Origin of the sequence: Bradyrhizobium sp. CCBAU 45389 (assembly GCF_028128625.1) — a bacterium.
GTDB lineage: Bacteria > Pseudomonadota > Alphaproteobacteria > Rhizobiales > Xanthobacteraceae > Bradyrhizobium > Bradyrhizobium liaoningense_B.
The window spans coordinates 298,109-324,251 of record NZ_LBIY01000098.1 but is presented as its reverse complement, the minus strand read 5'-3'; the positions used below and the strand labels follow the sequence as shown (position 1 = coordinate 324,251).

At 62.3% G+C, this 26,143-nt stretch carries 29 protein-coding genes and 1 pseudogene; 21 read left to right on the top strand and 9 right to left on the bottom strand.

Annotation, left to right across the window (positions count from 1 at the left end; all coding sequences use genetic code 11):
• The first annotated feature begins 87 nt into the window (after positions 1-87).
• From rocF to XH79_RS37525, 4 genes are all read left to right on the top strand, one after another.
• Positions 88-1,065, top strand: a complete 978-nt coding sequence (gene rocF, locus XH79_RS37540) for an arginase (protein WP_271584951.1) — start codon at positions 88-90, stop codon at positions 1,063-1,065.
• A gap of 165 nt (positions 1,066-1,230) precedes the next feature.
• Complete coding sequence (gene soxC / locus XH79_RS37535) at positions 1,231-2,502, top strand: sulfite dehydrogenase (protein ID WP_271584950.1); 1,272 nt, start codon at positions 1,231-1,233, stop codon at positions 2,500-2,502.
• Complete coding sequence (locus XH79_RS37530) at positions 2,489-3,031, top strand: c-type cytochrome (RefSeq protein WP_271584949.1); 543 nt, start codon at positions 2,489-2,491, stop codon at positions 3,029-3,031. The genes soxC and XH79_RS37530 overlap by 14 nt, the downstream gene beginning before the upstream one ends.
• A gap of 105 nt (positions 3,032-3,136) precedes the next feature.
• Complete coding sequence (locus XH79_RS37525; RefSeq protein ID WP_130364392.1) at positions 3,137-3,421, top strand: hypothetical protein; 285 nt, start codon at positions 3,137-3,139, stop codon at positions 3,419-3,421.
• Between the two features lie 6 nt (positions 3,422-3,427).
• On the opposite strand, the gene XH79_RS37520 is transcribed toward XH79_RS37525, so the two are convergent.
• The 3 genes from XH79_RS37520 to XH79_RS37510 form a co-directional block, all read right to left on the bottom strand.
• Complete coding sequence (locus tag XH79_RS37520) at positions 3,428-4,642, bottom strand: mandelate racemase/muconate lactonizing enzyme family protein (protein WP_271584948.1); 1,215 nt, start codon at positions 4,640-4,642, stop codon at positions 3,428-3,430.
• 181 nt (positions 4,643-4,823) lie between these two features.
• The gene (locus XH79_RS37515) at positions 4,824-6,110 is read right to left on the bottom strand and encodes an NRAMP family divalent metal transporter (RefSeq protein WP_271584947.1); all 1,287 of its coding nucleotides are present in this window, start codon (positions 6,108-6,110) and stop codon (positions 4,824-4,826) included.
• Positions 6,111-6,373: 263 nt separating this feature from the next.
• Entirely contained in the window at positions 6,374-7,078 is a 705-nt protein-coding gene (locus tag XH79_RS37510; protein WP_271584946.1) for a Crp/Fnr family transcriptional regulator, read from the bottom strand.
• Between the two features lie 568 nt (positions 7,079-7,646).
• On the opposite strand from XH79_RS37510, the gene XH79_RS37505 reads away from it, so the two are divergent.
• Entirely contained in the window at positions 7,647-7,856 is a 210-nt protein-coding gene (locus tag XH79_RS37505) for a DUF3606 domain-containing protein (protein WP_212342535.1), read from the top strand.
• On the opposite strand, the gene XH79_RS37500 is transcribed toward XH79_RS37505, so the two are convergent.
• Together XH79_RS37500 and XH79_RS37495 are read right to left on the bottom strand one after the other, a co-directional pair.
• Positions 7,849-8,034, bottom strand: coding sequence for a hypothetical protein (locus XH79_RS37500; protein WP_271585183.1), 186 nt, complete (start codon positions 8,032-8,034; stop codon positions 7,849-7,851). The two genes, XH79_RS37505 and XH79_RS37500, sit on opposite strands and share 8 nt — an antisense overlap.
• Positions 8,035-8,207: 173 nt before the next feature.
• Complete coding sequence (locus tag XH79_RS37495) at positions 8,208-8,423, bottom strand: hypothetical protein (RefSeq protein ID WP_212342536.1); 216 nt, start codon at positions 8,421-8,423, stop codon at positions 8,208-8,210.
• 519 nt (positions 8,424-8,942) lie between these two features.
• On the opposite strand from XH79_RS37495, the gene XH79_RS37490 reads away from it, so the two are divergent.
• Together XH79_RS37490 and XH79_RS37485 are read left to right on the top strand one after the other, a co-directional pair.
• Positions 8,943-9,146 (top strand): hypothetical protein, encoded by a 204-nt coding sequence (locus tag XH79_RS37490; protein WP_271584945.1) that lies wholly within the window; start codon positions 8,943-8,945, stop codon positions 9,144-9,146.
• A gap of 10 nt (positions 9,147-9,156) precedes the next feature.
• Complete coding sequence (locus XH79_RS37485) at positions 9,157-9,405, top strand: hypothetical protein (RefSeq protein ID WP_018644764.1); 249 nt, start codon at positions 9,157-9,159, stop codon at positions 9,403-9,405.
• Here the strand turns inward: XH79_RS37485 and XH79_RS37480 are convergent.
• On the bottom strand, positions 9,375-9,629 hold the full coding sequence (locus XH79_RS37480) for a hypothetical protein (protein WP_271584944.1): 255 nt from the start codon (positions 9,627-9,629) through the stop codon (positions 9,375-9,377). The genes XH79_RS37485 and XH79_RS37480 overlap by 31 nt on opposite strands.
• On the bottom strand, positions 9,626-9,826 hold the full coding sequence (locus XH79_RS37475) for a hypothetical protein (protein WP_212342539.1): 201 nt from the start codon (positions 9,824-9,826) through the stop codon (positions 9,626-9,628). Before XH79_RS37475 ends, XH79_RS37480 begins: the two co-directional genes overlap by 4 nt.
• Before the next feature lie 327 nt (positions 9,827-10,153).
• Here XH79_RS37475 and XH79_RS37470 point away from each other — a divergent pair, with 327 nt between their 5' ends.
• The 4 genes and pseudogenes from XH79_RS37470 to XH79_RS37455 form a co-directional block, all read left to right on the top strand.
• On the top strand, positions 10,154-10,327 hold the full coding sequence (locus XH79_RS37470) for a hypothetical protein (protein WP_271584943.1): 174 nt from the start codon (positions 10,154-10,156) through the stop codon (positions 10,325-10,327).
• 438 nt (positions 10,328-10,765) lie between these two features.
• Positions 10,766-11,542, top strand: a complete 777-nt coding sequence (locus XH79_RS37465) for a DUF4261 domain-containing protein (RefSeq protein ID WP_212342541.1) — start codon at positions 10,766-10,768, stop codon at positions 11,540-11,542.
• Between the two features lie 127 nt (positions 11,543-11,669).
• Positions 11,670-12,293 carry an imm11 family protein gene (locus tag XH79_RS37460; RefSeq protein WP_212342543.1) on the top strand — a complete coding sequence of 208 codons (624 nt, stop codon included), beginning with the start codon at positions 11,670-11,672 and terminating at the stop codon, positions 12,291-12,293.
• A gap of 434 nt (positions 12,294-12,727) precedes the next feature.
• Positions 12,728-13,282 (top strand): annotated as a pseudogene (locus XH79_RS37455) (hypothetical protein); the annotation flags it as partial.
• 1,231 nt (positions 13,283-14,513) lie between these two features.
• Here XH79_RS37455 and XH79_RS37450 read toward each other — a convergent pair.
• Entirely contained in the window at positions 14,514-16,022 is a 1,509-nt protein-coding gene (locus XH79_RS37450; RefSeq protein WP_271584942.1) for an FAD-dependent monooxygenase, read from the bottom strand.
• A 255-nt stretch (positions 16,023-16,277) separates the two neighbouring features.
• Here XH79_RS37450 and XH79_RS37445 point away from each other — a divergent pair, with 255 nt between their 5' ends.
• From XH79_RS37445 to XH79_RS37410, 8 genes are all read left to right on the top strand, one after another.
• Positions 16,278-16,688, top strand: a complete 411-nt coding sequence (locus XH79_RS37445; protein ID WP_271584941.1) for a hypothetical protein — start codon at positions 16,278-16,280, stop codon at positions 16,686-16,688.
• Positions 16,689-16,729: 41 nt separating this feature from the next.
• Positions 16,730-17,068, top strand: a complete 339-nt coding sequence (locus tag XH79_RS37440; RefSeq protein WP_245003814.1) for a hypothetical protein — start codon at positions 16,730-16,732, stop codon at positions 17,066-17,068.
• A 372-nt stretch (positions 17,069-17,440) separates the two neighbouring features.
• On the top strand, positions 17,441-17,917 hold the full coding sequence (locus tag XH79_RS37435; RefSeq protein WP_271584940.1) for a phage terminase large subunit: 477 nt from the start codon (positions 17,441-17,443) through the stop codon (positions 17,915-17,917).
• A gap of 2 nt (positions 17,918-17,919) precedes the next feature.
• On the top strand, positions 17,920-18,213 hold the full coding sequence (locus XH79_RS37430) for a hypothetical protein (RefSeq protein ID WP_245003779.1): 294 nt from the start codon (positions 17,920-17,922) through the stop codon (positions 18,211-18,213).
• A 63-nt stretch (positions 18,214-18,276) separates the two neighbouring features.
• Positions 18,277-18,705, top strand: coding sequence for a GNAT family N-acetyltransferase (locus XH79_RS37425; RefSeq protein WP_271585182.1), 429 nt, complete (start codon positions 18,277-18,279; stop codon positions 18,703-18,705).
• Between the two features lie 241 nt (positions 18,706-18,946).
• A complete protein-coding gene (locus tag XH79_RS37420) occupies positions 18,947-20,209 on the top strand; it encodes a CaiB/BaiF CoA transferase family protein (RefSeq protein ID WP_271584939.1) in 1,263 nt (420 codons plus the stop codon).
• 155 nt (positions 20,210-20,364) lie between these two features.
• Positions 20,365-21,594 carry an acyl-CoA dehydrogenase family protein gene (locus XH79_RS37415; protein ID WP_271584938.1) on the top strand — a complete coding sequence of 410 codons (1,230 nt, stop codon included), beginning with the start codon at positions 20,365-20,367 and terminating at the stop codon, positions 21,592-21,594.
• A 9-nt stretch (positions 21,595-21,603) separates the two neighbouring features.
• The gene (locus XH79_RS37410; RefSeq protein ID WP_271584937.1) at positions 21,604-22,167 is read left to right on the top strand and encodes a flavin reductase family protein; all 564 of its coding nucleotides are present in this window, start codon (positions 21,604-21,606) and stop codon (positions 22,165-22,167) included.
• Here XH79_RS37410 and XH79_RS37405 read toward each other — a convergent pair.
• Entirely contained in the window at positions 22,162-23,100 is a 939-nt protein-coding gene (locus XH79_RS37405) for an NAD(P)-dependent oxidoreductase (RefSeq protein WP_271584936.1), read from the bottom strand. The two genes, XH79_RS37410 and XH79_RS37405, sit on opposite strands and share 6 nt — an antisense overlap.
• 177 nt (positions 23,101-23,277) lie before the next feature.
• Here XH79_RS37405 and XH79_RS37400 point away from each other — a divergent pair, with 177 nt between their 5' ends.
• On the top strand, positions 23,278-24,261 hold the full coding sequence (locus tag XH79_RS37400; RefSeq protein ID WP_271585181.1) for an ABC transporter substrate-binding protein: 984 nt from the start codon (positions 23,278-23,280) through the stop codon (positions 24,259-24,261).
• 77 nt (positions 24,262-24,338) lie between these two features.
• Positions 24,339-26,033, top strand: a complete 1,695-nt coding sequence (gene ilvD / locus XH79_RS37395; RefSeq protein WP_212342557.1) for a dihydroxy-acid dehydratase — start codon at positions 24,339-24,341, stop codon at positions 26,031-26,033.
• Positions 26,034-26,143: the final 110 nt, after the last annotated feature.

Below are 26,143 nucleotides of genomic sequence, written 5' to 3'. Positions count from 1 at the left end.
GGCCGGGAGGCGGACGATCCCCCGTGAAACGACGGGTACGAATCTCTGTTAGGCTGACGGCAGCCTTGCTGATCACAGGAGATCGCCGTGACCGATCGGACCATGACGGATCGAGCCCGGCACATCGCCTTGCTCGGTGCTCCCATCGACATGGGAGCTTCGCAGCGTGGCACCCTGATGGGCCCCGCTGCGCTGCGCACCGCGGGCCTTGCGACAGTGCTCGAGAGCCTGGATCTTGAGGTCGTCGATTACGGCGATCTCTCCGTGGCGGAGGTCGGCGACCTCGCTGACAGGCCGCCTGAAAAAGCCAATCACTACCGCGAAATCCAGCGCTGGACGCGCGTGCTGAGCCGCAGAGGCTATGAGATCGCGAAAACCGGTGCGCTGCCGATCTTCCTCGGTGGCGATCACACGCTGTCGATGGGCTCCGTCAATGCCATGGCACGCCACTGGCAGGAGCGCGGACGCGAGCTTTTCGTGCTCTGGCTCGACGCGCATGCCGACTACAATACGCCGGAGACGACGATCACGGCGAACATGCACGGCATGTCGGCGGCGTTCCTGTGCGGTGAGCCGGGTCTCGACGGCCTGCTCGGCGATGACCCCCGTGCGTCAATCGACCCCGATAGACTTGACCTGTTCGGCGCGCGTTCGATCGACAAGCTCGAAAAGGAGCTGATGCGCTCGCGCCGGATCAGGGTTGTCGACATGCGCCAGATCGACGAATTCGGTGTCGCCGTGCTGATCCGGCGTGTCATCGAGCGCGTCAAGGCGTGCAACGGCGTGCTGCATGTCAGCTTCGACGTCGACTTCCTCGACCCCTGCGTGGCGCCGGGCGTCGGGACCACAGTGCCGGGCGGGGCGACCTATCGTGAGGCACATCTGATTATGGAGCTCCTGCACGATTCCGGCGTGGTTGGATCGGTCGACATCGTCGAGCTCAATCCTTTCCTCGACGAACGTGGCCGGACCGCGCGCACCGCGGTCGAACTGATCGGCAGCCTGTTCGGCCAGCAGATCACCGATCGACCGACTCCAAGCAACGCGATCGCTCCGGGGGAGTGAATCGGTGCTAGCGATGTTTGTGCGCTGCAAGGAAAGGAACTGCTCTCGCAGCCGGCCGATTTAGATCAGCCCTGATCGAAATCGCCTGCTTTTGAAACGGCTGCGAATTGCAAATGCCGCCGTCGGATTGTTTCATGCAGGCTCAGAGCCAGCCGAGGGGCCGCAATGAGCAGCACGACAGATATCGACGATGATTCCGTGGGAACCACACGCCGTCGCTTCCTGACTGCCGGCACCGCAGCGGTGGGAGGCGCGGTTCTCGGCACGGGCGCTTCCGCTGCCGTAGAGGCGGACAACCTTCCGCCCAACGTTCCTGAATGGATGAAGGTGCCGGGCGAGCCGACCGGAGGCCAGCCCTATGGCACGCCATCACCGTTCGAGAAGGGCGTCGTCAGGAACATCTCGAAAACTCTCAAGCAATACATCTCCGCGTCGAGCCGAACGCCCTTGCAGGAGCTCGACGGCATCATCACGCCGAACGGGCTGTTCTACGAGCGACATCATGGCGGTGTTCCGGCCATCGATCCCGCGCAGCACCGGCTGATGCTGCATGGGCTGGTCGAACGCCCCTTGGTCTTCACGATGGACGATCTCCGGCGCTTCCCGTCGGAGTCGCGTATCCACTTCCTCGAATGCTCCGGCAACCCCGGTTACGCCAAGCCCTATGGCAAGACGGCATCTGACCTCGTCGGTCTTGTGAGTTGTGCCGAATGGACCGGCGTGAGCCTGAAGTTGGTGCTTCAGGAAGCGGGGCTGAAGCCCGAAGCCAAATGGGTGGTCGCGGAAGGGGCCGACGCGGCCGCGCTGACGCGAAGCATTCCGATCGCGAAATGTCTCGAGGATGCGATGCTGGTCTACAGCCAGAACGGCGAGCGGCTCCGTCCGCAGCAAGGCTATCCACTGCGTCTGCTCCTGCCGGGTTTCGAAGGCAACATGAGCGTGAAATGGCTGCGCCGCCTGCACGTGACCGCGGAGCCGGTTTATTCGCGCGAGGAAACTTCGAAATATACCGACCTCCTGCCCGACGGCACGGCGCGAGAATTCTCCTTCTACATGGAAGCCAAGTCGATCATCACCCGTCCCTCCGGCGGTCAGCGTCTGAGCGCACCTGGCTTTCATGAGATCACGGGTATCGCCTGGAGCGGGCATGGCAAGATCGCGCGGGTCGAGGTGTCCGTCGACGATGGGAAGAGCTGGCAGGACGCCCGCTTGCAGGAGCCGGTGCTGACGCGCGCCCTGACGCGCTTCCGCCTGCCGTGGCGATGGGACAGCAAGCCCGCCGTGATTCAGAGCCGCGCCATTGATGAGACCGGCTACGTGCAGCCGACATTGGCCGAGTTGCTTGCCGTGCGCGGAGAAAACTATTTCTACCACAACAACGCGATCTGGCCTTGGCGCATCGCGGCCGATGGCGAGGTGACCAATGCGCTGGCGTGAGACCTATGGGATCGGCATCGCAATTGGCCTGTATGCCTTCTCGAATGGAGCGCTGGCGCAGAGCCCGTACGGCATCGGGCGACCGGCGACAGCCGCTGAGATTGCGGGCTGGAATATCGATATCGGACGCGACGGCAGCAATCTGCCGGAGGGAAACGGCTCGGTCAGCCATGGGCGCGAGGTGTTCGCCCAGCAATGCGCTTCGTGTCACGGGGAGAGAGGTGAGGGTGGTTTGGGCGACCGGCTCGCCGGCGGACAAGGCACGATCGGAACGCCCAAACCGATCCGCACCGTCGGCAGCTACTGGCCCTACGCGCCGACATTGTTCGACTACATCCGTCGCGCCATGCCGCAGAACGCGCCGCAGTCGCTGAGCGATGAGGACGTCTATGCGGTGTCCGCCTTTATCCTGAACCTGAACGGGCTGGTGGGAGCGGATGCGATTCTCGACGCGAAATCCTTGGCCGCCGTGAAAATGCCAAACCGCGACAGTTTCGTCGGCGATGCTCGCCCGGATGTGAAACGATGAACGGATCAAGTTCCGAGGGTTGGCGCGGAACTTGCTTAAGTCAAGCGGGGAACTCCGAGGGGCGCAATTGAATTAACCTGCGATAGGAAAATAGCGGATCCCTCAATGACGACTGATCGTTTCGCGAACTCCATCTCCACGGCGCTCCGTCATCCCGGCGTGATTGCGCTGATCGTGGCTGGCTTGACGATTGCCGCCATGCTGATCGTCGACCACGGACCGTGGAGTCGCGCCAAGACCCAGCCGGCCCATGTCGCGATGTATGCGACGACAGGGGAAGCTGCGCGCGCCGCAGGCGCTGCAGTGCTTCCGACCGAACCAAAGTCGCCGATCGAGCCCGCGCGGCCGGGGCCGAAGACATCCCCGACCGTCAATCCGGTGACGCCGTAATCCGCGTCAGCTCTTGCGACCGTAGTTGAGAAGGCCGCCGCTCGTTCTCGGCGGGTGCGCGCGCAATGCTTCCTCGTTCGGCTCAGTGCCCCAGCCGGGCCGGTCCGGGATAACCAGATGGCCATTCTGGATCTCGGGCTCGTGCGTGAAGAGCTCGCGGTCCCAGGACAGACGATCGATGTCGATCTCCATGATGCGCAGGTTCGGTACGGCGGCGCAGAAATGCGCGTTCATCATCGAGCAGAGATGGCCGTAGAAATTGTGCGGGGCGACGTTGACCTCGAACGCCTCGGCCGCGGCCGCAATCTTCATCGATTGCCAGACGCCGTTCCAAGGCGTGTCGATGATCGCGACGTCCATCGCCTGCTGATGGAAATAGGGCAGGAATTCCCGCAAGCCCAGCAGCGTCTCGCAGGACGAGATCGGATGCGGGCTTTGCCTGCGGATGTAGCCGAGCGCCTCCGGATTGAAACTGTCAATCTCGATCCAGAACATGTCGAGGTCCGCGATGGTGCGAAGTATCTTCAGGTAGCCCTCGGTCTTGGCGTTGAAGTTGCAGTCGAGCAGGATGTCGACGTCAGGGCCCGCGCCCTCGCGGATCGCTTCGAGATGCATGCGCAGGTCGCGCAGGATTTTCCTGTCGACATTGATCTCCGGCGCAAAGGGCGAGCCGAAGCCCGGCCGCCAGCCGGTCGGCTTGCCGTCGTCGTAGGAGAAAATGTTGGTCTTGAGCGCGGTGAACCTCTTCTCGCGCACCTCGTGCCCCATCGCCTTGACGCCGTCGAGGCTTTCGATCGGCGGCTTGTACCAGGAGGGATGATTGATCCGCCACGTCGCGCAATGCGACCAGTACACCCGGACACTGTCGCGGATCTTGCCGCCGAGCAGTTCGTAGCAGGGCACGCCGAGACATTTCGCTTTGGCGTCGAGCAGCGCGTTCTCGATCGCTCCGAGTGCCTGCGCCACCACGCCGCCGGCGGCGGGGCGGGTGGCTGCGAACAGCTCGGCGTAAATGCGCTCGTGCTGGAAGACGTTCTGCCCGATGACGCGGGCGGACAGGCGCTGGATCGCGGCGCCGACCCCGGGCGAGCCAAAGCCTTCGTCGAACTCGCTCCAGCCGACCACGCCGTCTTCGGTGGTGAGCTTGACGAAGTGGTAGTTTCTCCAGCCGGCATCACAGGCGAGGATTTCGAGGCTTGTTGCTTTTGATGATTTGGTCATGTTGCTCCCTGTTGCCCGGTCGGGACTTTGTTTTTGTCGTGGCGTGGTCGAAAGAGCCGCGCTCTGGTTGCAACTGTTAGGCCAAGAGCGGACCGGTGTGAAGCCCGCTGCAGCGCGCCGGGAGGCGCCTTGCGCCGACCTCGGCGAGGAGCCTGTAGACGACGGCGCTGTCGCAAGATTGTCAGCCGATCACTGAGGAGCCGAGCAGCGCGAGGACGGCCAGCGCCATCAGCGCGGTGCCGAGCCAGCCCAGCGCGATCAACCACGACCGCGCCCTGAAACGGCCCATGATCGTGCGGCTCGAGACGATGAGCATCATCATCGCCATGATCGGCACCGCGACGATGCCGTTGAGCACGGCGCTCCAGACCAGCATGTGCATGGAATCGATGCCAGTGAATCCCAGCCCGAAGCCGATCGCGGTCGCGGTCGCGATGATGGTGTAGAAGCCGACGGCCTCGTCGGGTTTCGCCTCGAGCGTAGCGTGCCAGCGGAAAATCTCTGCGACGCCGTAAGCAGCCGAGCCCGCCAGCACCGGGATCGCGAGCAGGCCCGTGCCGATGATGCCGAGCGCGAACAGGGCAAAGGTGAAATCGCCGGCGAGCGGCCGCAGCGCCTCGGCGGCGTCGGTCGCCGAATTGACGTTGGTGACGCCGTTGGCGTGCAGCACCGACGCCGTGGTGAGGATGATGAAGAAGGCGATGCCGTTGGAGAGCAGCATCCCTGCAATGGTATCGGCCCTGATGCGCGCGAGCTCCGGACTGCCGCCGTGCTTCAGTTCGCGAAGCGGCCTGTCGCGCGTGCCCTGGTTCATCTCCTCGACTTCCTGCGAGGCCTGCCAGAAGAACAGATAGGGGCTGATGGTGGTCCCGAGCACGGCCACCACCATCATGAAATAGCCGGCACTGACATTCGCCTCCGGCCATACCGCGGCGAGCAGCGCCGTGCTCCACGGGATCTTCACGGTGAAGGCGGTCGCGACATAGGCGAACAGCGCCAAAGTGAGAAACTTCAGCACCGGTGAATAGCGGCGATAGGGCACGAACACCTGGAGCAGGGTCGAGCCGGCCGCGAAGATCAGGGCGTGCTCGTGGTTGAGGCCGCCGATGACGAGGGAGAGCGCCTCGGCCATCGCGGCGATGTCGGCGGCGATGTTGAAGGTGTTCGCGGCGACGAGCATGAAGACGAGCGCCAGCACCGCCCAGCGCGGCGCGACCCGCATCACGTTGGCGGCCAGCCCCTGTCCGGTGACCCGGCCGATCTGCGCGCTGACGAGCTGAATGGCGATCATGAACGGCGTGGTCAGAAACACCGTCCAGAGCAGCCCATAGCCGAATTGCGCGCCGGCCTGCGAATAGGTGGCGATGCCAGAGGGATCGTCGTCGGCCGCCCCGGTGATGAGACCCGGCCCCAGCCTTTTCAGGAATGTCGACGTGGATTTCGGCGGGGCGAGGGCGCTGTCGCTCATGAAGGGTCTCGGGCCTTTCCGGCGTACCGTTTGCGAAAGGGGAAGTCCGGAAAAAACCCGGCGGGGGAACAATGGTTCCTGGGCAGGAAAAAGCAGCACCGGTGGTGTAATTCTGATTAATCGAAGTTCGGTTTGACCCGTCGGGCAAAACAGCTGTATAAGTAGATCATCGCAAGAGCAGTCGATGCGATGCGGCGCCGCCCGCTGCTCTTTGCCAATTCCTCCTCAGTGAAGTTCGTGTAACCGCTTGATTGCGCCCGCGCTCAGGACGATGGCGACAAATGCAGATAGCGCCCGTCGAACTGCGCCAGCTCCTGGAGCTTGTGCTCGTTGAGAATGTGTACGGTGCCGCGCTGGAGCTCCAGAACCCCGTTGATACGGAGATCGCGCAGGATGCGGTTGGTGTGAACACTGGTCACGCCCATAGCCTCGCCGAGCTGCTCCTGCGTCAGCGGTATGGCGAAGGTGTTGTCGATGACGCGGCCGACCAGGCGAAGCCGCTCGCGTAGCTCGATGATCAGATGCGCCAGGCGGTTGTAGGTCGAGCGCTGGCCGACATTGACGAGCCACTCCCGGGAGATGGCGGCGTCCACCAGCGTGTCGCGCCAGAACATCTCGCCGACGCCAGGCCGCTCCCTGATGAGCTCCTTCAGCGCCCTGTGACCGATGAAGGCGAGGGTGCAGTCGGACAGCGCGACGAGGTCGTGGTCCACAGTCGCATAGTGCAGGTTCTGGAGGTTCGGCAGGTCGCCGGGAATGTGGATCGACAGGATCTGGCGCCTGCCGTCTGGAATCGTCTTGGAGCGGACGCAGAAGCCGTCGACGATCAGGCAGCACTCGCTCGGCTCCTCGCCGTCGCGCAGCACGGTCTGGTTCTCGCGGAAATCGCGCAAGGAGACCGGCAGCGCTGCCAGGAAAAGCAGTTTCTTGTCATCGGCGCCCGTCGTTGTTTTCAGGCGCTCGAACAACGATGCCCAAATCCTGTCGCTTGTCACGTCAACCCATCCCCACGCGACAGAGCGCGTCGGGGGCAGAGAGCACGAACCCGGCCTTGATGTTGATAACAAAGGTTAAATTGGGCCGCCGCCACTTCGCAACACTGTGGACGATGCGTTTCCAAAATGGGTGATCATAACAAATGTTAAGTCATGGGCCGTGCCGCCGGTAACAACGCCGAATATTCGACAGGCTGCGCGCCCGGAAATAGGAACCAAACGGCGATGGAGCCGTTGCGCTGCCGTTTCATGGTCGTGGCCAAAGCGTGTCACGCCGCTTGCCGTCCTTCCGCAAGGCCAGAGACAGGGACCATCCATGTTTCGGGCGCGGATGTTGGACGTGAAAAGGGGACTCGCTTGGCAGCCGATCTGATTTTCAAAGTCGCCATCATCGCCTTGTTCGCGTTCTCGGCGGTGCTCGCCTCGATGCTGTGGCTGAGCGTGTGAAGCGAGCGCGGACCGCGCTAACGCTTGTATGATCGGTGCGCTTGGGAACGGCAGCTCCGTTGCCGCGTTTTCCCGCGGCAAGGAGGATCAGCGCATGGACAACCTGACGAAGCGCGCGCAGCCGGACCGCAGCAAGATCAACATGCACGAGGCCTTCGAGGTCAAGTACTGGACCCACGCGCTGGGCGTGTCGAAGGAGCAGCTGCAAAGGGCCGTCGACAAGGTCGGCAATTCCGCCGCCGCCGTGCGCAAGGAGCTGGCGGTGACCAGCGCGCGCGACGACGAGGCGCGGTCCTCTACTTGATGCTGACGAACATGCCCCAGGCGGCGGCCAGCGCCGCGCCGGTGAAGACGACCACCGGGTTGTCGCAGAACGTGCCGCCATAACGGCACACGTTCGCGCCGAACTGGCCGAGCTCGTGATGGCCCGCGGAGTAGAACAGACCCGACAGCACCAGCAATGCGGCGGCGACGTAGTACATCGACGGTCTCTCCGAAGCTCTTCGATCCTCGCCCTCGTGGGCGGCATGTCTCAGCTTGGCGCGAACAGATTTCATTCCGCCAAATCCGATTTGCCGGATTTGATTAAAGTTTGCGCCGTCGGGCAAAACAGCGGCAGGATACATACGCGACTGCCTGGAGATTATTTCGCTTCCTAGCGCTGCATCAATGAGAGCAGTCGTTGCCGGTCTTGCTGGCGCTGTCGCTGGTTCGCTCGCATGATTTCAAGCTCGGCCTCGGCGTCACTCGGATCTTGATGTTGCCGTTTCAGGTCAACGATCATCGCCTCCTGCTGGGCCAGCCGCCGCTCCCCTTCAATCACCTCACGTTCCAGCTGCCTCAGCTGGTCCAGGATGGCATCGTTGAACATCGTCAAGCGCCGCGGTCGCACAGTTAGAAACGGCCCCAGCACAACCCTAAATGCCGGGGCCGTCGGAGGTTGCCCGGCCAAATGCACCAGGCGGATCAAGCTTAAAATAGTCCCGGACTCTTTTTATGTTCACTTTTGAACAGAGGCCTTACCTATTTTTCCCGACTTGATTCATATAAGCTAATGCAGCCGAACAATCGGTCGCCTCCATTTGTCGCTGATCAAGCAGGCGATTGGAGTGAGATCCTTGACTGACAGTGAGCCGTCGCAGAGCAGATTTTTCATTCGGATGGGTGGCAAAGGTTGGATGGTTTACGATCGAGACCGTAGGGGACCGGCGTTGATCGGAACCGATATGGCCGCAAATCTAACGAAGGAACAAGCCGAGCGATTGCATAGAATACTGATATCGCCAGGCGCACGGAATCTTAAAATCTAGCCTGCTTGAATTTCGGAGAAAACGCCCAGCTTGGATCAAACATCTCCAGGGGGCGCGGATCAGCCATAGTCTGCTGGCCCATGGCCGACGACGAAACAGTCCTGAAACAATCCCGAAACCCGATTGTCCTGAACGCCTTTTCCGCTCGTCTCGACCAACCAAGCGAAAAGGAGATCATCATGATCCAGGTCGGTTCGAAGGAAGAAGTCGCGTTTCTGCTGATGCTGTTCGGCACCCACACCCAGCCGGTCAAGCGGCCGAAGCCGCAGTCGCGGCAAGGCTGAGGACGAACCCATGCCCGGCTTGGCCGAATGCCAGAGCCTCCTGCGTCTTCTGATCGCAAGGGGCGATCCGAAGGCGATCCCGCAAGCCAAGGGCGCCATCGACCAGTATCTGAACACGGCGCCGGTCAGCGCCCGCGGGCGCGGCCTGCGCGTGCTGCAGCGCGATGCGCTCGACCTGCATGTTGCTGCGGTCGGCGTGCAGCGCTCGTTTGCCGAAACGGTGGATGCCTACATCGAGCGGAAGCTTGCGGAGGAGTGAGGTGGGCGGTTGTCGGGGCCCGCGTCTTCGGGCGAGGCTTTTGTGGACTGCGCCGCCTTCAGCAGGCCGATCCTGCGGCCGAGCTGCCAGACCTCGACATCGCCCCGGCGCGTGAAGCGCCGCGCGAACAGAAGCGCGGACGCATCGGACCGCGCCTCGAAGGCTTCGGCGGACTGAAACACCCCGTTCTCCCCGACGAGATAGGCGCGGTATTGCTGCATCATGTCGGCGCCCTCAGGCCGGGCGAGCGAAGCCAGGCTTCGATCTGCATCGCAGTCTCGTCCTGCCGCGCCCTGCGCAGCAGTATCTCGCGCTCGCGCCCGGCCGGCAGCGCGCGTGCCTCGTCGCGAAGGCGTGCCGCTTCCTCGGCAAGCCGCTGGTCGAGTGTCCTGGTCTGCTTGTAACGCCGCCGCGTCAGCATGGCGCTGCTCCCTCGGTTGGAGTGGGCGGGAGCGCAATTGGCGTTCTCATCACCGGTCGTTGCCACGGGCCTTGCGGTGATGGTTAACCCTACGCTTCTGGCGCAGGGGGGACACAACATTTGATATGCTGCGAGGCACTTATTTCGCGCAAATATTGTGCTTTTTGAGCGACTTACTCACTTGGCGCGAGGCGCGCTTCCAAAGTTCACTTTTGAACCAAAGCGACTCCGGGTAGTTTGCAGGACATCACCGGCCGAGGCTCGTCCGTGGGCGCCGGTGGCTGAGAGACCGAGCGTGCTCCCGCCTGACAAGCAAGGGAGATGACGATGAAGGTCTATCGGCCGTTACCGGCGGATCATGAGCAGCTCGGACAGATGCGCCAGCTTGCGCGTGAATGGCTTGGCCTCTTGACGCAGCCGCCGCCCGACACGTTTCTCGGTCGTACGACCAGCGAGCCATTCCTGGCGGAGCCTGGCGATCCCCGGGAGGACGATCGCTGACCGTCAGCGCAATGGCGATGACCGGCAGAGGCCGGATTGCAGCAGACGGGCTTGCCTCGCATGGCTGCAGATGGCCTGGGCGGCTGAAGCATTGCGCATCAGCGCGAGTCGAAGCTGCCTTGCCTCCTTCAGCGCAGCAGGAGAGGATCCGGTGTTGTGCCTTGCACAAGAAGCGAACATTGCATGCTGCCGATAGTTCCTGATCGGAGCCCGCGGGCGCGATACGCGTTCGGAGTGGCGCCGTTAGTCCCCCTTGCTGCGGCATAGCTCTTCACGTGGAGAGCTTTGCGTCTCACGGCGATGCGGACTCTCGCGGAGCCTGCAAGCACGGGACACAATTTGACATTGTTCCCTTTTTGTTCTATTGGACGAGAACTCAACCTGTAAGCGAGCTGTGATCGGGCCACATCACGCCGCAAAGCTTCCGTGAGGCGACCGATGAGTAAGTCTTTTCTTGCCCTGGTCTTGCTGGAAACACCTGCGACGCCAGACATGGTTGCGCTTGCTGAAGCTCTTCGAGCGCGACATCCCGAGCTGCCGATGGAGGCGGACGGAGGCGGCGAGGGGAGCACGCGCCAGGGCTCGCCGCTGCTACGCTGTGGCAACGAATTCGTTGCGGTGATGTCGATGCCGGCGCCCATTCCAGACGATTCAAGTCTGTGGTCGCGTGCTGCCACGACATGGCCGGAGGGCAAGGCAGTTGCGGCACGGCACCGAGGCCATCTGATCGTCTCGGTGCTCGGCCAAAACCAGCAACCATTGTCCGCTGCGCGTCTGACGACGGCTGTCATCGGCGCGTTGATTGCGACCATGCCGCAATGTTGCGGCGTGGTCTGGAATGGCAAGGTCGCGCGTTCTGCCGATCTATGGCTGGACATGTCCATCCAATCGTTCGCGCCTTTCCCCGACTATCCGTCCGCGCTGTGGGTCGACATACTGCCGTTCCGATCAGCGGCCGGCATCGGCGCAGTGACGATGGGGCTGTCGGCATTTGCCGAGCGTGAAATTCAGTTCGAGACCGACAAGCTGACACTTGCAACCTTGATGTCCAAGGTGGATGGGCTTGCCGTCTATCTGGTTGAAAACGGGCGTGTGGTCAAAGACGGCGATACGTTCGGCCGCGACGAACGCGAGCGCTTCGCGGTCAGATACAAGAACTCCGATCAGTTCGGGGGCCTGCCCGTGTTCTTCTGCAGCGACGGTTCGGTGCAATAGGCGGGATGATAGAGGGCGTCGCGTTCAGATAGGTCGTCTGACGCGTCGGGTAGAACACCGGCAGTGGGCATCGTCATCACGATGCTCTAGAGTGCATTAGACCTGTTGTGTAAACGAGAGAAGACGGATGGTTCGTTCCCTTCCAGAGAAGCGCCAGAGCAAAGCAAAAGTCCGAAGGTTCTATGTCGTAGGTCTGGACTTCAGGTTTCAAACGGCGCCGGGATGGGAGATGGAGAATCTCGTTGCTCTCGCCGGCGAGCGCAAGGTACTCATTCCGCCACCGGGGCGGGGCTTCGTGGCCTTCCCTGAACCACCGCGACTTGTCATCGACAAATCTCTTGGCCGGGCTCCCACGGACTGGGAGCTCTTTCACGACTACCGGCTCGTGTCCGACCGGATGAAGAGCCTTCTTGAGGTGTTGGATTTGGAGGGAGTTCGTTTTGTCAGATGCGAAACATGGTATCGCGACGGTCGCCCGGCGCCAACGTATTGGCTCTGCGACATCGTCAGAGTTCTCGATGCCGTCGACGAAGCGAACTCCGTTCTCGAGATCGAGTATCCCACGCCCGATCGAAAGGTTTACAACCTGAATAGAAGAAGTTGCCTTCTCTTCAAGGAGGACGCTGTTGGAACGGCTCATATCTTCAGGCTGCTCTTCTATCCCATGACCGTCTGCGACCAGGTCTTCAAGGATGCATGCAAAGAAGCGGGCATGAGGGGCATCGGATTCACCGATGCGACGAAGTATTGAGCTGATGCGCAGCTGCTGCCGATCTTGAAATCCTGTCGCATGGAAGTCCGCCGATTGGGCGGGAAAAGCCTCGCTCTCTTTCCGCGAGCTCATCGCGCGGAATGCTGTCGGGGCTGCTCGTTGACACGTCGGGCAAAACACTGGCAGAGTGGTATGATCTAGAAAAAGGTAGGCTCGCGACGATGTCGCGGGCCTTTTTTGTTGCCTGTTCTTCGCAGCCGGCGGGCGTCTCTTGGCGGCTCATGCGAATACCTCGCTTCGGGCAATTGCGTGGCGCGAGCTGTCATGAATCTCGAAGGCCCTATTAGTCGCTAGCTGCCGCTTCGCTCGACAGCAAAGACAAGCGATCAAAACTCACAGTTCATTTTCCTTCACTTGCATGCGGGCACCCAACGTCTTGGGGCCGCGCCGATCGATGCCTTGGCGCAACGCAAGAGGCTAGCATGATCCAGATTCATCACATCTTGCCGCAGAGCCTTGCTGGCCACTTCGCACTCAAGGTCTTGGGTAATCGTTTCAACCTCAATGGCATCAAGAATTTGATGGCTTTGCCATCAGATCAGCAAGCAGCTCGAGAGCTAGGATCAAGCCCTCACACGGGAGGTCATCTCGCGAGCTATAACAAGATATTTTGCAAGTTTCTCGGTGTACTCCAGTCGCATCCATCCTTCGCCGCTGCTCAGGAAGGCGATACCGCTGCTGTTGATCAACTGGATGCCGAGATGAGCAGCTTTCTGGCCGCTGCCAAGCATGCGCTGGCGAGGGGGCATTTGCTTACCAATACACCTTCGGGAATGACGAGCGAGGACGCGAACAAGCGTATTGAAGATTGGTACGCAAACTGGAAAGCGTATGCTGAAGAGCATCGAGACAGCATTCAGCAATGCAGGACACCGTCGATCAACTTCATGCCGCTGGCGAATGGCAAGGCGCTTTGCACGGCCCCATCCTCCTTCCGGACGGCACTCGCAGTCTCGCGGACAAGATAGCGATACTAGCGCGATATCCCAAAGGCTCACCTATTTCACAGCACTTCACAGCTGTTGGACCTGTTCCCGATCCGCCTGGCCTCGTGCCGCCCTTTGTCGATACGCGGCTTCCCCCTTTTATTCCGCCTTCGCCTGGAGATTTGAATCGACCGGAAGGATTCACGCCGAACCCGCTACCGAACTATGGATCACCTGGCTTCCCAGCGGCCAATCCGCAAGGCTTTGGACAATTGCCGCCCACTACGGCCGCCCCGACGGACCCGCTGGTCCTCCGATCCGACCCGCACGCCGGAACGCCGCTTCCATTCTACGAGAATTCGTTGGCCGGCGGGACATCTCTGGCGGATGATGCTCTTCTTCCTTGGTTGGCAGGAGCGGCTGCGGTCGGTGCAGCGGCTCCCTTCATTCCCGCTTGGCTGCTTGGCATTGGAGGCATCTTAACGCTTACGCGCGCCGCCAGCGCACAGGTTAGCTCACACGGTCCGACGCTGGGCTCCGCCACTTCCGGCGGAGGAGTGTTCTCGACAGGAGCGCCTGCGCACAACACCAACGGTGGTGGGCCTAACGTCGACAACACGGGCAATCGCAGCGGCTCTTCGGCTTCATCGGCGTTCGCGCCGCAGCAGTTAGGCGGAGCTTCCTCGCTTGATTCGGACGCCACCGCCAGCACCTTTGCAGGTCGCTTCGGCGAGTGGGCTACCACGCCAGCCGGCACCATGCCTACGAAAGATCTGCCAGAAACTACGCCCACGCCTGCCGCAGGATCAGTCGCGCCAGACGATGTCCGGCGTCTCACCCGTGTGAATGAGGCGAACTCGGCCAGCGTGTTCACGTCCGGGAGTGCGCCGGTCCCCTATCTCCCGCCGACGGAATTCAACGATCGGTTTGGCAACTGGACCGCGTCGACCGTGGACGGCCGGCCAACGCAGACGAGCAGGCCGATAGGTGTATTCGCGGATGAGCCCAGCCATCTTATTCCGCCACCGATCTTCGGAGTGGATAGTCCAGGCAATCCGCACAATGAAGCTGAGGAGTGGTTCTCGCGCTGGATACGGCCGATGCTTGGGCGAGAGTGAAGAAAGTTCATTGAGCTCTTCGCATGCCGCTCAAGGCCGATCGTTTGACACGTCGGGCAAAACACTGGCAGAATGGCATCATCGAAGAATTCGGATCAAGCCTGCGGGATGCCGCGGGCTTGTTTGTTTCGATGGCGAGTGAGCCGTTCGTCCGCTTACGCCGCGGCCGGTCCAAGCCAGGTCGTCAACGCCTCCGCAAGTCCACGCCGGCTCTCGTCTCCGACCCAGGCCACGTGCCCATCGGGCCGCACCAGCACGGCTTTTGGCGCGACGACTTGCCCGATCGCCGGAAGCTCCCACGCGCCGTCGTAACCGGCGCGGACGAGACTGACGCGATCCGCCCAGGGCACCATGTCGGGGTCCGGCGCCTCGCCGAAGCTCAGCAGCAGCGCCCGCGCGCTGTGCATCAGTGTGAACAATCTCCGCGGCCGGCCATCGATCATCACATCGAGATCGGGCATGCGGTGTCCGAGCAGCGCATGGCCATCGCCGAGATCGTAGCGGATGTCGAGCCCGCTCATCATGGCGCCGAAACGCCTGCGCGGCTCGTCCATGCCGAGCAGTTCGGACACGGCCTCGCGCGCGGCGATGAGGCCGTCGTCGGCGCGGCGGAGCAGGGCGATCTGTGCCCGGGTGTTGCGCAGCACGCGCGCGGCGACGGGATGGCGTTCCGCATGGTAGGTGTCGAGCAGGTTTTGGGGCGAGATGCCCTTGACCACCTGCGCCAGCTTCCAGCCGAGATTGACTGCGTCCTGCAGGCCGGTGTTGAGGCCTTGCCCGCCGACGGAGTGATGGATATGCGCGGCATCGCCGGCGAGCAGCACGCGTCCCCTCCGATAGGAGGCGGCCTGCCGCGCCGCATCGGTGAAGCGGGAGATCCAGGCGGGATTTTGCACGCCGAAATCGGTGCCGTACACGGCAAGGAGCGCGTCGCTGAGATCGCGCAAGCCGGGCTCGCCGCTGCGCGCGAGCGTCGCTTCCGTCACGACGACCAGCACGCGCCCGCTCTCCGCCTTGCTGAGGCCGTGAAAGCCCAGCGCGTCGTGACGCAGGCCCCATGCGGGCTCTTGCGCCATCTCGACCTCGGCCATGAGGTTGCTCAGCGTTGGATCGGAGCCGGCGAAGTCGATGCCGGCCGTCTTGCGCACCAGGCTGCGGCCACCGTCGCAGCCGACCAGATAATTTGCGCGCAACGTGCCGCCGCCCGATAGCGCGATGTCGATGCCGGTCTCGTCCTGCGCGAAGCCCGTCACCTCGCGATTCCGATAGACCGGCACCGCGAGCTCCGCGACCCAATCGGCCAAGATGCGTTCGATGTGGCTCTGCCGCAGCGCGAGCCCGTAAGCGTGGCGGGTCGGGAGATCGCTGATGTCGAGCCTGGTCCATGCGAAGCCGGCGAGCTGGACGATCTGCCCTTCGCGCAGGAAGCGGTCCGCGACGCCGCGCTGATCGAGGATCTCGATGCTGCGCGCGTGCAGTCCGCCGGCGCGCGTGCCGACGATGTCCTGGCTCGCACGCCGCTCGACCACGGCGACGTCGACCTGCGCTAGCGCGAGTTCTGCGGCCAGCATCAACCCGGTCGGGCCGCCGCCGGCGACGACGACCGCATGGCCGGTGTCTGCCGCGTTCGGCCGGGAGCGGGATGTCGGAAGCAGTACAGGCATGTCGTGACCCCTCGACTTGGTGTTCGGGTCGAGGCTTCTACGCGATCAACGGGGGCTTGAAGCAAGCCCCTTGCGCACCACATATTGAGCTGGGCGGAGAGGATTCCGCTTCAGCACTCGCCGCGTTGACACGTCGGGCAAAACACCGGCATGATGGCATCATCGAAACGAGTTTGGTTCGGCCCGCGCGGAGTAATCTGCAGCGGGCATATTCTTGTCCGCTTCGTGCGACGGTAATCGCGCGCAACACAGGGTTTGACACGTCGGGCAAAACACCGGCAGAATGACATCATCGAGACGAGTTTGGTTCACCCGCGCGGAGACATCCGCCGCGGGTTTTTTCGTCTCGATGTCGAGATCGGACGGCGGCGGCGCATTGCGGCCACGCACTCGCTTGATACGCGCTTAGGGAGCGCCGATTGGCGCGCCGTCGTCCGAACCATTGCTGGCCGTGCACGCGCGAACGTGCCGGCTCGCGGCGCCGGGCTCGTTGCTCGCGCCGCTGCGGTCTCCGGGACCGGAGATAGGGTTCGCGCCCGAAACGATCGCGCCTCATTGCGCGATCTGCCGCGCATTTCTTTTCGTGGAGAGATGATGACCGCCTATCTGATATCGCTGGCCCTCGCAGGCCTCGTTGCAATCGCGCTGTGGGAGATGTTGTCGTGAGCGAGGAGATCGAATATGAGCCCGAGCGTGCACCGGTCCGTTTGCCCGCGCGGGGCAAGACGTCCAGGGCGCGCACCCTGACCGAAATTCGCTCGCTTGCACGCAGCCACACCAGAACGGCCGTCAGGGTGCTCGTCGGCGTCATGCGCAGCGAGGATGCAACACCGGCCGCCCGCGTCTCGGCCGCCAATGCGATCCTCGATCGCGGCTGGGGCAAGGCGGCCCAGCCGGTGGAGAACGGTGAAGACGGGGTGCTGGAATTGATTCACCGGATCGAGCGGATCATCGTGCACCCGGGGAGTTCGAACAGCGGTGACGCCGTCACGACGCTTGAAGCAGCGGAGATCCCGATCTGCAATCTTGCCTCGATTGATCGTTGACCCGTCGGGCAAAACACTGGCAGAATGGCATCATCGACAGAAGTTGGTGTTGCCCGCGCGGACGCAGTCCGGCGCGGGTTTTTCGTCTTGATGCCCCCGGCTAATTCCTGGCCGGCTTACCGGCCCGGCGCTTAGGCGCTGCACGTGGTCGCTGCAAGAACGGCGCCTTTCATCGAGGATGGTTGGCTCTGCCGCTTTTGCGCGCGAATTTCTTGACAGGAACGATACAAAACCTGGCCTTCGCCTTCCGGAGGTGGCGTCTTTGCTGGTTTCAATCAAGCTCCGCAACGATCCGACACCCCAGACACCGAAGACTGGTCGGCGATGTGGCGCAGGCGCACCGGCCTGCCGTAAGGCGAGCGAGCGCATCCATTGTCCATCCTGAAAATTCCGACGGCCAAGATCTTCGAGCCGTTGCTGCAACCCGCCCGCTACAAGGGCGTCTATGGGGGACGCGGCTCGGGCAAATCGCATTTCTTCGGCGAGCTTCTTGTCGAGACCTGCCAGGCCGAGCGTGGCACGCTCGCGGTCTGCATTCGCGAGGCGCAGCGGACGCTGGCGCAATCGTCGAAGCGTTTGATCGAAGGCAAGATTGCGAGCCTCGGGCTCGGTCACGGTTTCAAGCTGTTCAGCGACAAGATCGGGACGCCCGGAGACGGACTAATCATCTTTCGGGGGCTGCAGGACCACACGGCCGACTCGATTAAGCTCCTTGTTTGGGACAAGGTTCTCGGCCTCGGCACCACGGATGCCCTGGCGGGATTTGCGGCGATCACTGCCAATCTCGTGGTCTCCTTCTACTTTGCCAAGCGCGGGTTTGAGAATGTCGCAAGGATCATCAAGCGGTGAGGATGCCAGAGGACGAGATCAGGGCCATCGTTGCCGAAACGCTGGCTGAGCAGCACAGGCTCCAGCAGGACAGCATCGACGCGATCGTATTGAAGGCGGTGGCGTCGGTGATGGCCTCGTTTGGAATCGAAGATGATGACCGAAAGGAAGTCAGAGCGGACTTCCAGCATCTGCGGCGCTGGCGAAAGAGCGTGGAGCAGGCGCAGAGCTATACATTCAAGGCGGTGATCACGGTCATTGCGACCGGCCTTGTGGGCGCTGCCTGGCTCGGCGTCAAAGTCATGTTGGGCAAATGAACCGCGGTGGCGACCAAGTCGCCGTCGCTCGACCCGGAATTGTTTCCGTCAATGAACCATCCCATGTACAGAATTGGTGTCGTCGATGCGGACGACGAGGAGGTCGTCGAGACCCTCGACGATCTGCACCGCCTGACGTTCTTCGATGGCGCCGCAATGCCGCAATTCGAGTTGGGTACATGGTGGCTTGCTTATCACAATGATGATCCGGTGGCCTTCGCCGGCGTCGTGGCGTCGACGTATGCACGAAACAGCGGCTACTTCTGCCGGGTCGGAGTCCTGCCGCGGCATTGGGGACGCGGTCTTCAACTCAGGCTGATGCGGGCGATCGAGGCGAGGGGACGGCGCGTCGGGTGGGATAATATCGTGTCGGATACAACGGACAATCCAGTCTCCGCCAATAATTTCATCCAGGCTGGCTATCGGCTCTACGTGCCTGAGGTGCCCTGGGCCTGGTCGCATACGCTGTACTGGCGAAAACGCTTGCGCTGAGGGGCGGGGGTTTCCCGTGATGCGGAACGTGGCCTTCGGTGGGTAGAACGACTTGCAACGAAGCCCGGCGAAGCCTTGTATGCCCGATGTGTCGAGAGGCCCGGCAGCTTGACGGCTGCCGGGCCCTTTTTGCGTTTTCAGGTATGTAGCTGAAGCACTTGCGAAGTCGGCTGCGTCGGGCTTTAAGTTTGCCCTTGCAGGAAATTCGGCGACCACAAGCCGATGTAAGGGAGCGCCACCGATGTCCACCAAGCCTCAATTGCCGGAACGTTCGTCGCGGGTCACGGAAGGGCCAGCGGCGCTCGATGGTCTGCTGGTCGTCGATTTTACGCGCGTGGTTGCCGGCCCGGCCTGCACGCAGACGCTGGCCGATTTCGGTGCTCGCGTCATCAAGATCGAGAACCCGGATGGCGGTGACGACACACGCGCATATGAGCACGCCGAAATCGGCGGTGAGAGCGCTGCTTATCTCAGCCTCAACCGCAACAAGCGCGGCATCGCGCTGGACCTCGGCGTGTCCGAAGCCCGCGGGATCGCACTGGATCTGATCCGTAAGGCCGACGTGGTCGTCGAGAATTTTTCGAGCGGGGTCATGAAGAAATTCGGCCTCGACTATGACGCGGTCGCGCCGCTCAACCCTCGGCTGGTCTATTGCTCGATCTCGGCCTATGGGCGTTCCGGACCGTTCGCCTCGCGTCCCGGCTTCGATCCCATCACCCAGGCGGAAAGCGGCTTCATGTCGCTCAACGGATTTGCCGACGGTCCTCCCGTTCGCACCGGTCCGCCCATCGTGGATATTGCGACGGGGATGACGGCCTGTAACGCCATCCTTCTCGCCCTGCTGGCACGGGATCGGCTTGGTCGCGGCCAGCGTGTCGAAGTCGCCTTGTTCGACATTGCAATGGCGATGACTGGCTTTTACGGCATGGCCTATCTGATCAATGGCCAAAATCCCGGCCGGTTTGGGAATTCACCGAGTGGGTCTCCCACCGTCGGCGTCTATGAAGCTTCCGATGGGCCGCTCTATATGGCCTGCGCCAACGACCGGCTCTATCGCCGCCTGGTCGTCGAGGTGCTGAACCGGCCTGATCTCATCACCGATCCGCAATTCGCAACGCGCAAAGCGCGTTCCGAGAACAAGGAGCTTTTGCGAGCGGCAATCGCGGAAGTCTTTGCCAGCGACACCCTGGAGAACTGGATGGCGAAGATGAAGCTGGCCAATATCCCGGTCGGCTATCTCCGCACCGTCGAAGAGGGCTTTAACGCACCTGAGGCCCGCGACCGCCATCGTTTGAGCCGAATTCGGCATCCTACGGCGAATTGGGTCCCCAACATCGAGACCCCGATTAACATGAGTCTAACCGGTGCGATTGATCCCGTGGCTGCGCCTCTATTGGGCGAGCATACTTTGGACGTCCTGCGTGACACGCTTGGTTATGACCAGCGCCAGATCGCAGAATTCGTCCAAAGGGGAGTCTTCGGATCAGGTAAGCCCTCGGTTTGAGCCCCGAGCGGTTGACCTTGTGGGGCGGCTTCCAGATCGCTGCTTCACGATGCCGGTTCGCCATGTCGCCTCCTGCCCGACGGCCAGGTTCTGGGCGATTGGCTTGATTTGGCAATATTCCCGCCGCATAAATGTGGGAAAGCGAGGGATGCGGAATGGCGCCTGGTCAAGAGCCGAGTGTGGGCCAGCCTGAGGAGCCGGGATCCGGCGGACGCGCCTATGCGGCAATGATCGCGAAGGCTCGGGCGCTCTTGCCCCGACTGCGAGAGCGATCTGCCCGAACCGAAGAGCTGCGACACCTCCCGGCCGAGACCGAACGGGATCTGCACGGCGCCGGCCTGTTCCGGATGCTTCAGCCCAAGCGCTTTGGCGGTGCTGAGCTCGATTATGTCGCTCTGATTGACTGCGCCGATCTGCTGGGACAGGCCGACGCGTCGGTGGCCTGGAATCTCGCCAACCTGGCGAGCCATCACTGGATGCTCGGCATGTTCGAGCAAAGGGCACAGGATCTGGTCTGGGGCCGTGATCCGGATACCCTGATCGCCTCCTCGTTCATCTTTTCAGCCGGACGCGCCACGAGGGTCAAGGGCGGATACCAGTTGCACGGAAGCTGGCCATTTTCTTCCGGCGTCGCGTCGTGCGAATGGAATATGCTTGCAAGCGTGGTCTCCTCCGAAGATGAGGCAGATGGCATCGAGTATCGGATATTTCTGCTTCCGAAGGGCGACTATAGGGTCCTCGACACCTGGAATGTCGCCGGGCTGCGAGGCACGGGTTCTTGCGATGTGGAAGTCCGGGACGCCTTCGTGGCCGACGATATGACTGTCGCGGTTGGCGAACTTACCGGCGGCCGGCCACCGGGAAGCAAGGTCAATCTCAATCCGCTGTATACGTTACCTGTGTTCTCGCTGTTTCCTTACGTCTTGTCCGGCGTCGCGCTGGGGAATGCCCAGGCATGCCTGAACGACTATATCGAGGTCGCCCGTCATCGCATTTCCACCTACAACCGTGCCAAGCTGAGCGACTTTCAGAGCACGCAGATCAAGATCGCGGAGGCTTCCGCCAAGATCGACGCTGCGCGCCTGATCATGCGTTCGGCTTGCATCGATGCCATGGAGAACGCAAGGCGTGGTCATGTTCCCGATATGCCAATCAAAACTCGGTATCGACGTGACGGGGCCTTTTCAGTGAACTTGTGTACGGATGCGGTCTCCATGCTGTTTGCGGCGAGCGGAGCGCGCGGCTTGTTCACGACAGGGGTTTTGCAACGGCAATTCCGCGATGCACACGCGATCAACTCACATCTCGCCTTCAATTTTGATGCGGCTGGAACCAACTATGGACGCGTGGCGCTGGGCCTGCCGTCCGAGAATCTCACGCTGTGAGGCCGGCCGATGAATGATCTGCCGAAGCAGCCGGCCGCTCCCGACCCAGCCAACGAACTTGCGAGCGACAGCTCGCCGATCGATCCCCGTGATTTTCGAAATGCGCTCGGCACATACGGAACGGGCGTAACGATCATCACCGCCACGGCGGCGGACGGAAAACCTTATGGCATCACCTGCAATTCGTTCGCATCGGTCTCCCTGAATCCTCCTCTAGTCCTCTGGAGCCTTGGGGTCTACTCCTCTAGCCTGCCGGTGTTTCAGAACGCCAGCCACTTCGTCGTGCATGTCCTCGGCACGTCGCAGCAGGCGCTTGCGAACAAATTTGCGAGGGCGTCCGAGGACAAGTTCGCTGGTGTCGACTGGACGCCGGGTCTCGGTGATGCCCCGGTGCTCGCCGAAAGCGTCGCCAGTTTTCAATGCCGCTCCGTCAACCGCTATTATGGCGGCGATCACGTGATTTTTCTCGGAGCAGTCGAGGCTTATGCCTACAATGCCGGGGAAGCTCTGCTGTTCGCGCGGGGAACATATGGCCGGTTCTTGCCCGACGATGAACGCAAGAAGTCGTCATAACGCGCTTCTGGATGAATTCGATAGCTCATGCTCTGCCGCTGAAAGCTTGTAGATCTCCAGTGCGTCCGCATCCGCGCCGCGCGCGGCTTTGGCCAACCTGAAAAGTTGACCCGCAAGCGATGCCATCGGCACCGGGGTCGACGTCGTCTGCGCGACGGCGGCGACCGTATCGAGGTCCTTGAGCATCGTGGCGATGTGACCGAGTGGCGGCGAGTGAATGCCCTGGACCATCCGTGGCACGAAAAGCTGAAGCGGAATCGAATCCGCAAAGCCGCCGGCGAGCGCTTCGGGCAACCGGTTGGCATCAATCCCAGCGTTCACGGCAAGGCGAGTTGCTTCAGCGAGGACGGCCATCGCACATCCGACGATTACTTGATTGCACAGCTTTGTCGTCTGACCTGCGCCGGTAGGTCCCATATGGGTGAACCTACGTGCCATCGCGAGGACATAGGGGCGCACCCTCTCGATGTCGGCGGCCTCTCCGCCGGCCATGATCGCAAGCGTGCCTTCCTCGGCGCCCTTGGTGCCGCCGGACACTGGTGCATCGATCCAGCCTGCGCCGCTGGTATCCCTCAATCGACTCGCGAGGTCGCGCGCAGCGTCGGGATGGATCGACGAGAAGTCGACGACGAGCTTGTCTGCGCCGTCCGCGGCCGAAAGACCTTCAGCTCCGAATATCACCTCCTCAACCGCTGCGGCGTCCGTCACGCACATGAAGACGATGTCGGCGTCCCTCATAAGGTCGCGGGGGGTCATTGCGCGCCGTGCACCAGCTTCGACGAGCGGAGCGACCTTGCCCTCCGAACGGTTCCAGACGGTGACCTGATAGCCGGCCTTGAGCAGGCGGCGGGTCATGGGTGTTCCCATCAGTCCGAGGCCGACATAGCCAAGCCGCTCGGCGCGCTGCGGGTTTGTCTCGCTCGTATCAGCCATAGGTTGCCTCCTCCTGTCGCAGCGCAATGGCGCACGACCGCCGCCCTACCATACATTGCGCGCTCTCCGGCGAAACCGGCCGGCTTGCATGGCTTGCCTGATTGTTTGAACCATGAAACATTTGGGCCGGTCGGGTTGGGTGGCGCCGATCGGCGCCGGAGCAACGGAGTGGGCGCGATGCGAACGGTTTCGAGGTTGATGCTGGCAATGGGGGCGGTGGCGGTCGTGATTGCGGTCGCAGGTCCCTCACGGGCGCAGCAGACGATCCGCGTCGGTTGGACGATCCCGGCCGAGGAGTCCAAGTACTGGATGATGCGTCGCCCGGCTGAATTCCCCAATATCGGCAAGACCTACAACATTGAATGGACCCAGTTTCAGGGCACCGCGCCCATGACTCAGGCATTGGCGGCGGGCGCTTTGGATTGCGCAACCCAGGCGCCGCTGTCGCTCTCCAACGGCGTTGTTGGCGGCAATCTCAAGGCCTATATCGTCGCGCAACATGTCTTCGAGAAGCCCGGCGGCTTTTCGGTCTATTGGGCAGTGATGGATGACTCGCCGATCAAGACCATCGCCGACCTCAAGGGCAAGACCGTTGGCATTTCCGTGATCGGCGGCGGCACGCAGGGACCATTCAACCTGCTGCTGAAGCAGAATGGTGTCGATCCGGCCAAGGATATCAAGCTGGTCGAAGTGGGCTTCGCTGTCTCGGAAGACGCGTTGCGCCAGGGCCGCGTCGACGCGGTCAACATGAACCAGCCGTTTGCCGCGCGCGCGGAAGCAAAGGGTGGCACCCGCAAGCTGTTCTCGCTGTCGCAGGCCATGCCGAACATCGTGCACATTCTTGAAGCCTGCCGTGCCGATTTCGTCGACAAGAACCCGGAACTGGTCAAAGCCTATGTCCGTGACATCACGTCGGGCATGAAGAAGGCTCTGGCGAACCGCGAAGAGACCTTGAAGGTCGTGTCCGAGGTGCTGAAGGCTCCCGTTCCGGTGCTCGAGACCTACCTGCTCAAGGAGAACGACTTCGGCCGTGACCCCGGAGCTGCGCCGAACTTCCCCGCCATTCAGAAGATGCTCGACATCTACGCAGAGACGGGAATGCTACCGAAGCTCGACGTTGCGCAGTTCAAGCATCCGACGATCGTCGCTCCGCTGCAATAGGCGGTAGAACGAGATATCCGAACAGTCAGATCGCAGCATCCCGGTCAGCCGGGATGTTGCATGAAGAAGATGCACGCATGAAGAAGTTGCGATCACGGGTGACGACGGACGGGCTTGACCGGGCCCCGCACCGCGCTTTCATGCGGGCGATGGGCCTTGACGACGCCGCGATCGCCAAGCCTATGGTTGGCGTCGTCAGCATGAAGGGCGAGCAAACGCCCTGCAACATGACCCATGATTTCCAGGTGGCCGCGGCCAAGACGGGAATCGAGGAGGCCGGCGGGACGCCGCGCGAATTCTCGACCGTGTCGGTCTCCGATGGCATCAGCATGAATCACGAGGGAATGAAGTTTTCCCTGTTTTCGCGCGAGCTGATTGCCGACTCGATCGAAGCGGTCGTCCATGGCCTCGCCTACGATGCGCTGATCGGATACGGTGGATGCGACAAGACGCTGCCCGGCGTGATGATGGGCATGGTTCGTTGCAACGTGCCGTCCATTTTCATCTACGGCGGCAGTTCGCTGCCTGGGCGCGTGGACGGGCGGACGCTGACGGTGCTCGATTCCTATGAGGCCGTCGGCAGTTTCATGACGGGCGAGATCGACGGAGCCACGCTCGAACGGATTGAGCGCGCATGCCTTCCGACCATCGGCGCGTGCGCCGGCCAGTTCACGGCGAACACCATGGGGATGGTGTCGGAGGCAATGGGCCTGACCATTCCAAACGTTTCGATGGTGCCCGGTGTCTATGCTGAACGCGCGCAGATATCGCGCCGCGCCGGGCGACTGATCATGGAAATGCTGGAACGAGGCGGGCCGCTCCCGCGCGACATCGTGACGCGGAAATCCCTTGAGAATGGCGCGGCCATCGTGGCCGCGACAGGTGGGTCGACCAACGCCGCGCTGCATTTGCCCGCGATTGCGAACGAGGCAGGCATCGCATTCACGATCGACGATGTCGGTGAGGTCTTCGTCCGAACACCGCTGATCGGAAATCTGCGCCCAGGGGGGAAGTACACGGCGAAGGACGTCTATGACATCGGCGGCGCGGCCGTGGTCATTCGCGAGCTGATCCAGAGCGGCCACATTGATGGCAGTTGCATCACCATCACGGGCCGCACGCTCGCCGAAGAATACGGCACGGCTAACGCGCCCGATGGGGAGATCGTTTACGCGGCGCGCGCGCCGATCATGCCGGATGGCGGAGTGGCAGTACTGAAGGGCAATCTTTGTCCAGACGGAGCGGTCATCAAGGTCGCCGGTCTCAAGAGCCTTGTCTTTGAGGGTATCGCACGCGTTTTCGAAGACGAGGAGGGCTGTGTCGCGGCTGTGCGTGACCGCAGCTACAAGGCCGGCGAGGTCCTTGTTATCCGTAATGAGGGGCCGGTCGGCGGCCCCGGCATGCGCGAGATGCTCGGCGTCACCGCGCTGATCTACGGGCAGGGCATGGGCGAGAAGGTGGCCCTGATCACCGATGGCCGGTTCTCCGGTGCCACCCGCGGCATGTGCATCGGCTATGTCTCGCCAGAAGCGTTCGTGGGCGGTCCGCTGGCGCTCGTTCGCGACGGCGACAAGATCCGGATTGATGCGGCTGGCCGCCGCATGGATGTGTTGATCGACGAGCAGGAGCTCGCCGCGCGGCGACGCGACTGGAAGCCGCGACCGCCTCGGCATCGAGCCGGCGCACTGGCGAAATATGCGCGTTTGGTTGGCCAAGCGCCGGGCGGAGCGGTCACGCACGAGGGCCCGGCGGAATGGCCCTGGTTCGAGTGACGAGCCGCGGGGGTGCCGAAGGTAATCGTCCGTCTGGCAGACTTCTTGCTAAGCTCGTGCCGCAGGTGGACGACTTTCAGCAGTCGATTGCGTGATGTTCGCGGATGCGT

Excerpts from the sequence above, each read along its gene's own strand:
- XH79_RS37515 (WP_271584947.1), bottom strand. The coding sequence starts at position 6,110 with ATGAGCGACAGCGCCCTCGCCCCGCCGAAATCCACGTCGACATTCCTG.
- XH79_RS37410 (WP_271584937.1), top strand. The coding sequence starts at position 21,604 with ATGAATGATCTGCCGAAGCAGCCGGCCGCTCCCGACCCAGCCAACGAA.
- XH79_RS37400 (WP_271585181.1), top strand. The coding sequence starts at position 23,278 with ATGCGAACGGTTTCGAGGTTGATGCTGGCAATGGGGGCGGTGGCGGTC.
- XH79_RS37465 (WP_212342541.1), top strand. The coding sequence starts at position 10,766 with ATGAGTAAGTCTTTTCTTGCCCTGGTCTTGCTGGAAACACCTGCGACG.
- XH79_RS37425 (WP_271585182.1), top strand. The coding sequence starts at position 18,277 with ATGTACAGAATTGGTGTCGTCGATGCGGACGACGAGGAGGTCGTCGAG.
- XH79_RS37505 (WP_212342535.1), top strand. The coding sequence starts at position 7,647 with ATGGACAACCTGACGAAGCGCGCGCAGCCGGACCGCAGCAAGATCAAC.
- XH79_RS37460 (WP_212342543.1), top strand. The coding sequence starts at position 11,670 with ATGGTTCGTTCCCTTCCAGAGAAGCGCCAGAGCAAAGCAAAAGTCCGA.
- XH79_RS37405 (WP_271584936.1), bottom strand. The coding sequence starts at position 23,100 with ATGGCTGATACGAGCGAGACAAACCCGCAGCGCGCCGAGCGGCTTGGC.
- XH79_RS37430 (WP_245003779.1), top strand. The coding sequence starts at position 17,920 with ATGCCAGAGGACGAGATCAGGGCCATCGTTGCCGAAACGCTGGCTGAG.
- XH79_RS37520 (WP_271584948.1), bottom strand. The coding sequence starts at position 4,642 with ATGACCAAATCATCAAAAGCAACAAGCCTCGAAATCCTCGCCTGTGAT.
- XH79_RS37415 (WP_271584938.1), top strand. The coding sequence starts at position 20,365 with ATGGCGCCTGGTCAAGAGCCGAGTGTGGGCCAGCCTGAGGAGCCGGGA.
- XH79_RS37500 (WP_271585183.1), bottom strand. The coding sequence starts at position 8,034 with ATGTACTACGTCGCCGCCGCATTGCTGGTGCTGTCGGGTCTGTTCTAC.
- XH79_RS37495 (WP_212342536.1), bottom strand. The coding sequence starts at position 8,423 with ATGTTCAACGATGCCATCCTGGACCAGCTGAGGCAGCTGGAACGTGAG.
- XH79_RS37475 (WP_212342539.1), bottom strand. The coding sequence starts at position 9,826 with ATGCTGACGCGGCGGCGTTACAAGCAGACCAGGACACTCGACCAGCGG.
- ilvD (WP_212342557.1), top strand. The coding sequence starts at position 24,339 with ATGAAGAAGTTGCGATCACGGGTGACGACGGACGGGCTTGACCGGGCC.
- XH79_RS37450 (WP_271584942.1), bottom strand. The coding sequence starts at position 16,022 with ATGCCTGTACTGCTTCCGACATCCCGCTCCCGGCCGAACGCGGCAGAC.
- XH79_RS37485 (WP_018644764.1), top strand. The coding sequence starts at position 9,157 with ATGCCCGGCTTGGCCGAATGCCAGAGCCTCCTGCGTCTTCTGATCGCA.
- XH79_RS37420 (WP_271584939.1), top strand. The coding sequence starts at position 18,947 with ATGTCCACCAAGCCTCAATTGCCGGAACGTTCGTCGCGGGTCACGGAA.
- soxC (WP_271584950.1), top strand. The coding sequence starts at position 1,231 with ATGAGCAGCACGACAGATATCGACGATGATTCCGTGGGAACCACACGC.
- XH79_RS37490 (WP_271584945.1), top strand. The coding sequence starts at position 8,943 with ATGGCCGACGACGAAACAGTCCTGAAACAATCCCGAAACCCGATTGTC.
- XH79_RS37530 (WP_271584949.1), top strand. The coding sequence starts at position 2,489 with ATGCGCTGGCGTGAGACCTATGGGATCGGCATCGCAATTGGCCTGTAT.
- XH79_RS37525 (WP_130364392.1), top strand. The coding sequence starts at position 3,137 with ATGACGACTGATCGTTTCGCGAACTCCATCTCCACGGCGCTCCGTCAT.
- XH79_RS37470 (WP_271584943.1), top strand. The coding sequence starts at position 10,154 with ATGAAGGTCTATCGGCCGTTACCGGCGGATCATGAGCAGCTCGGACAG.
- XH79_RS37480 (WP_271584944.1), bottom strand. The coding sequence starts at position 9,629 with ATGATGCAGCAATACCGCGCCTATCTCGTCGGGGAGAACGGGGTGTTT.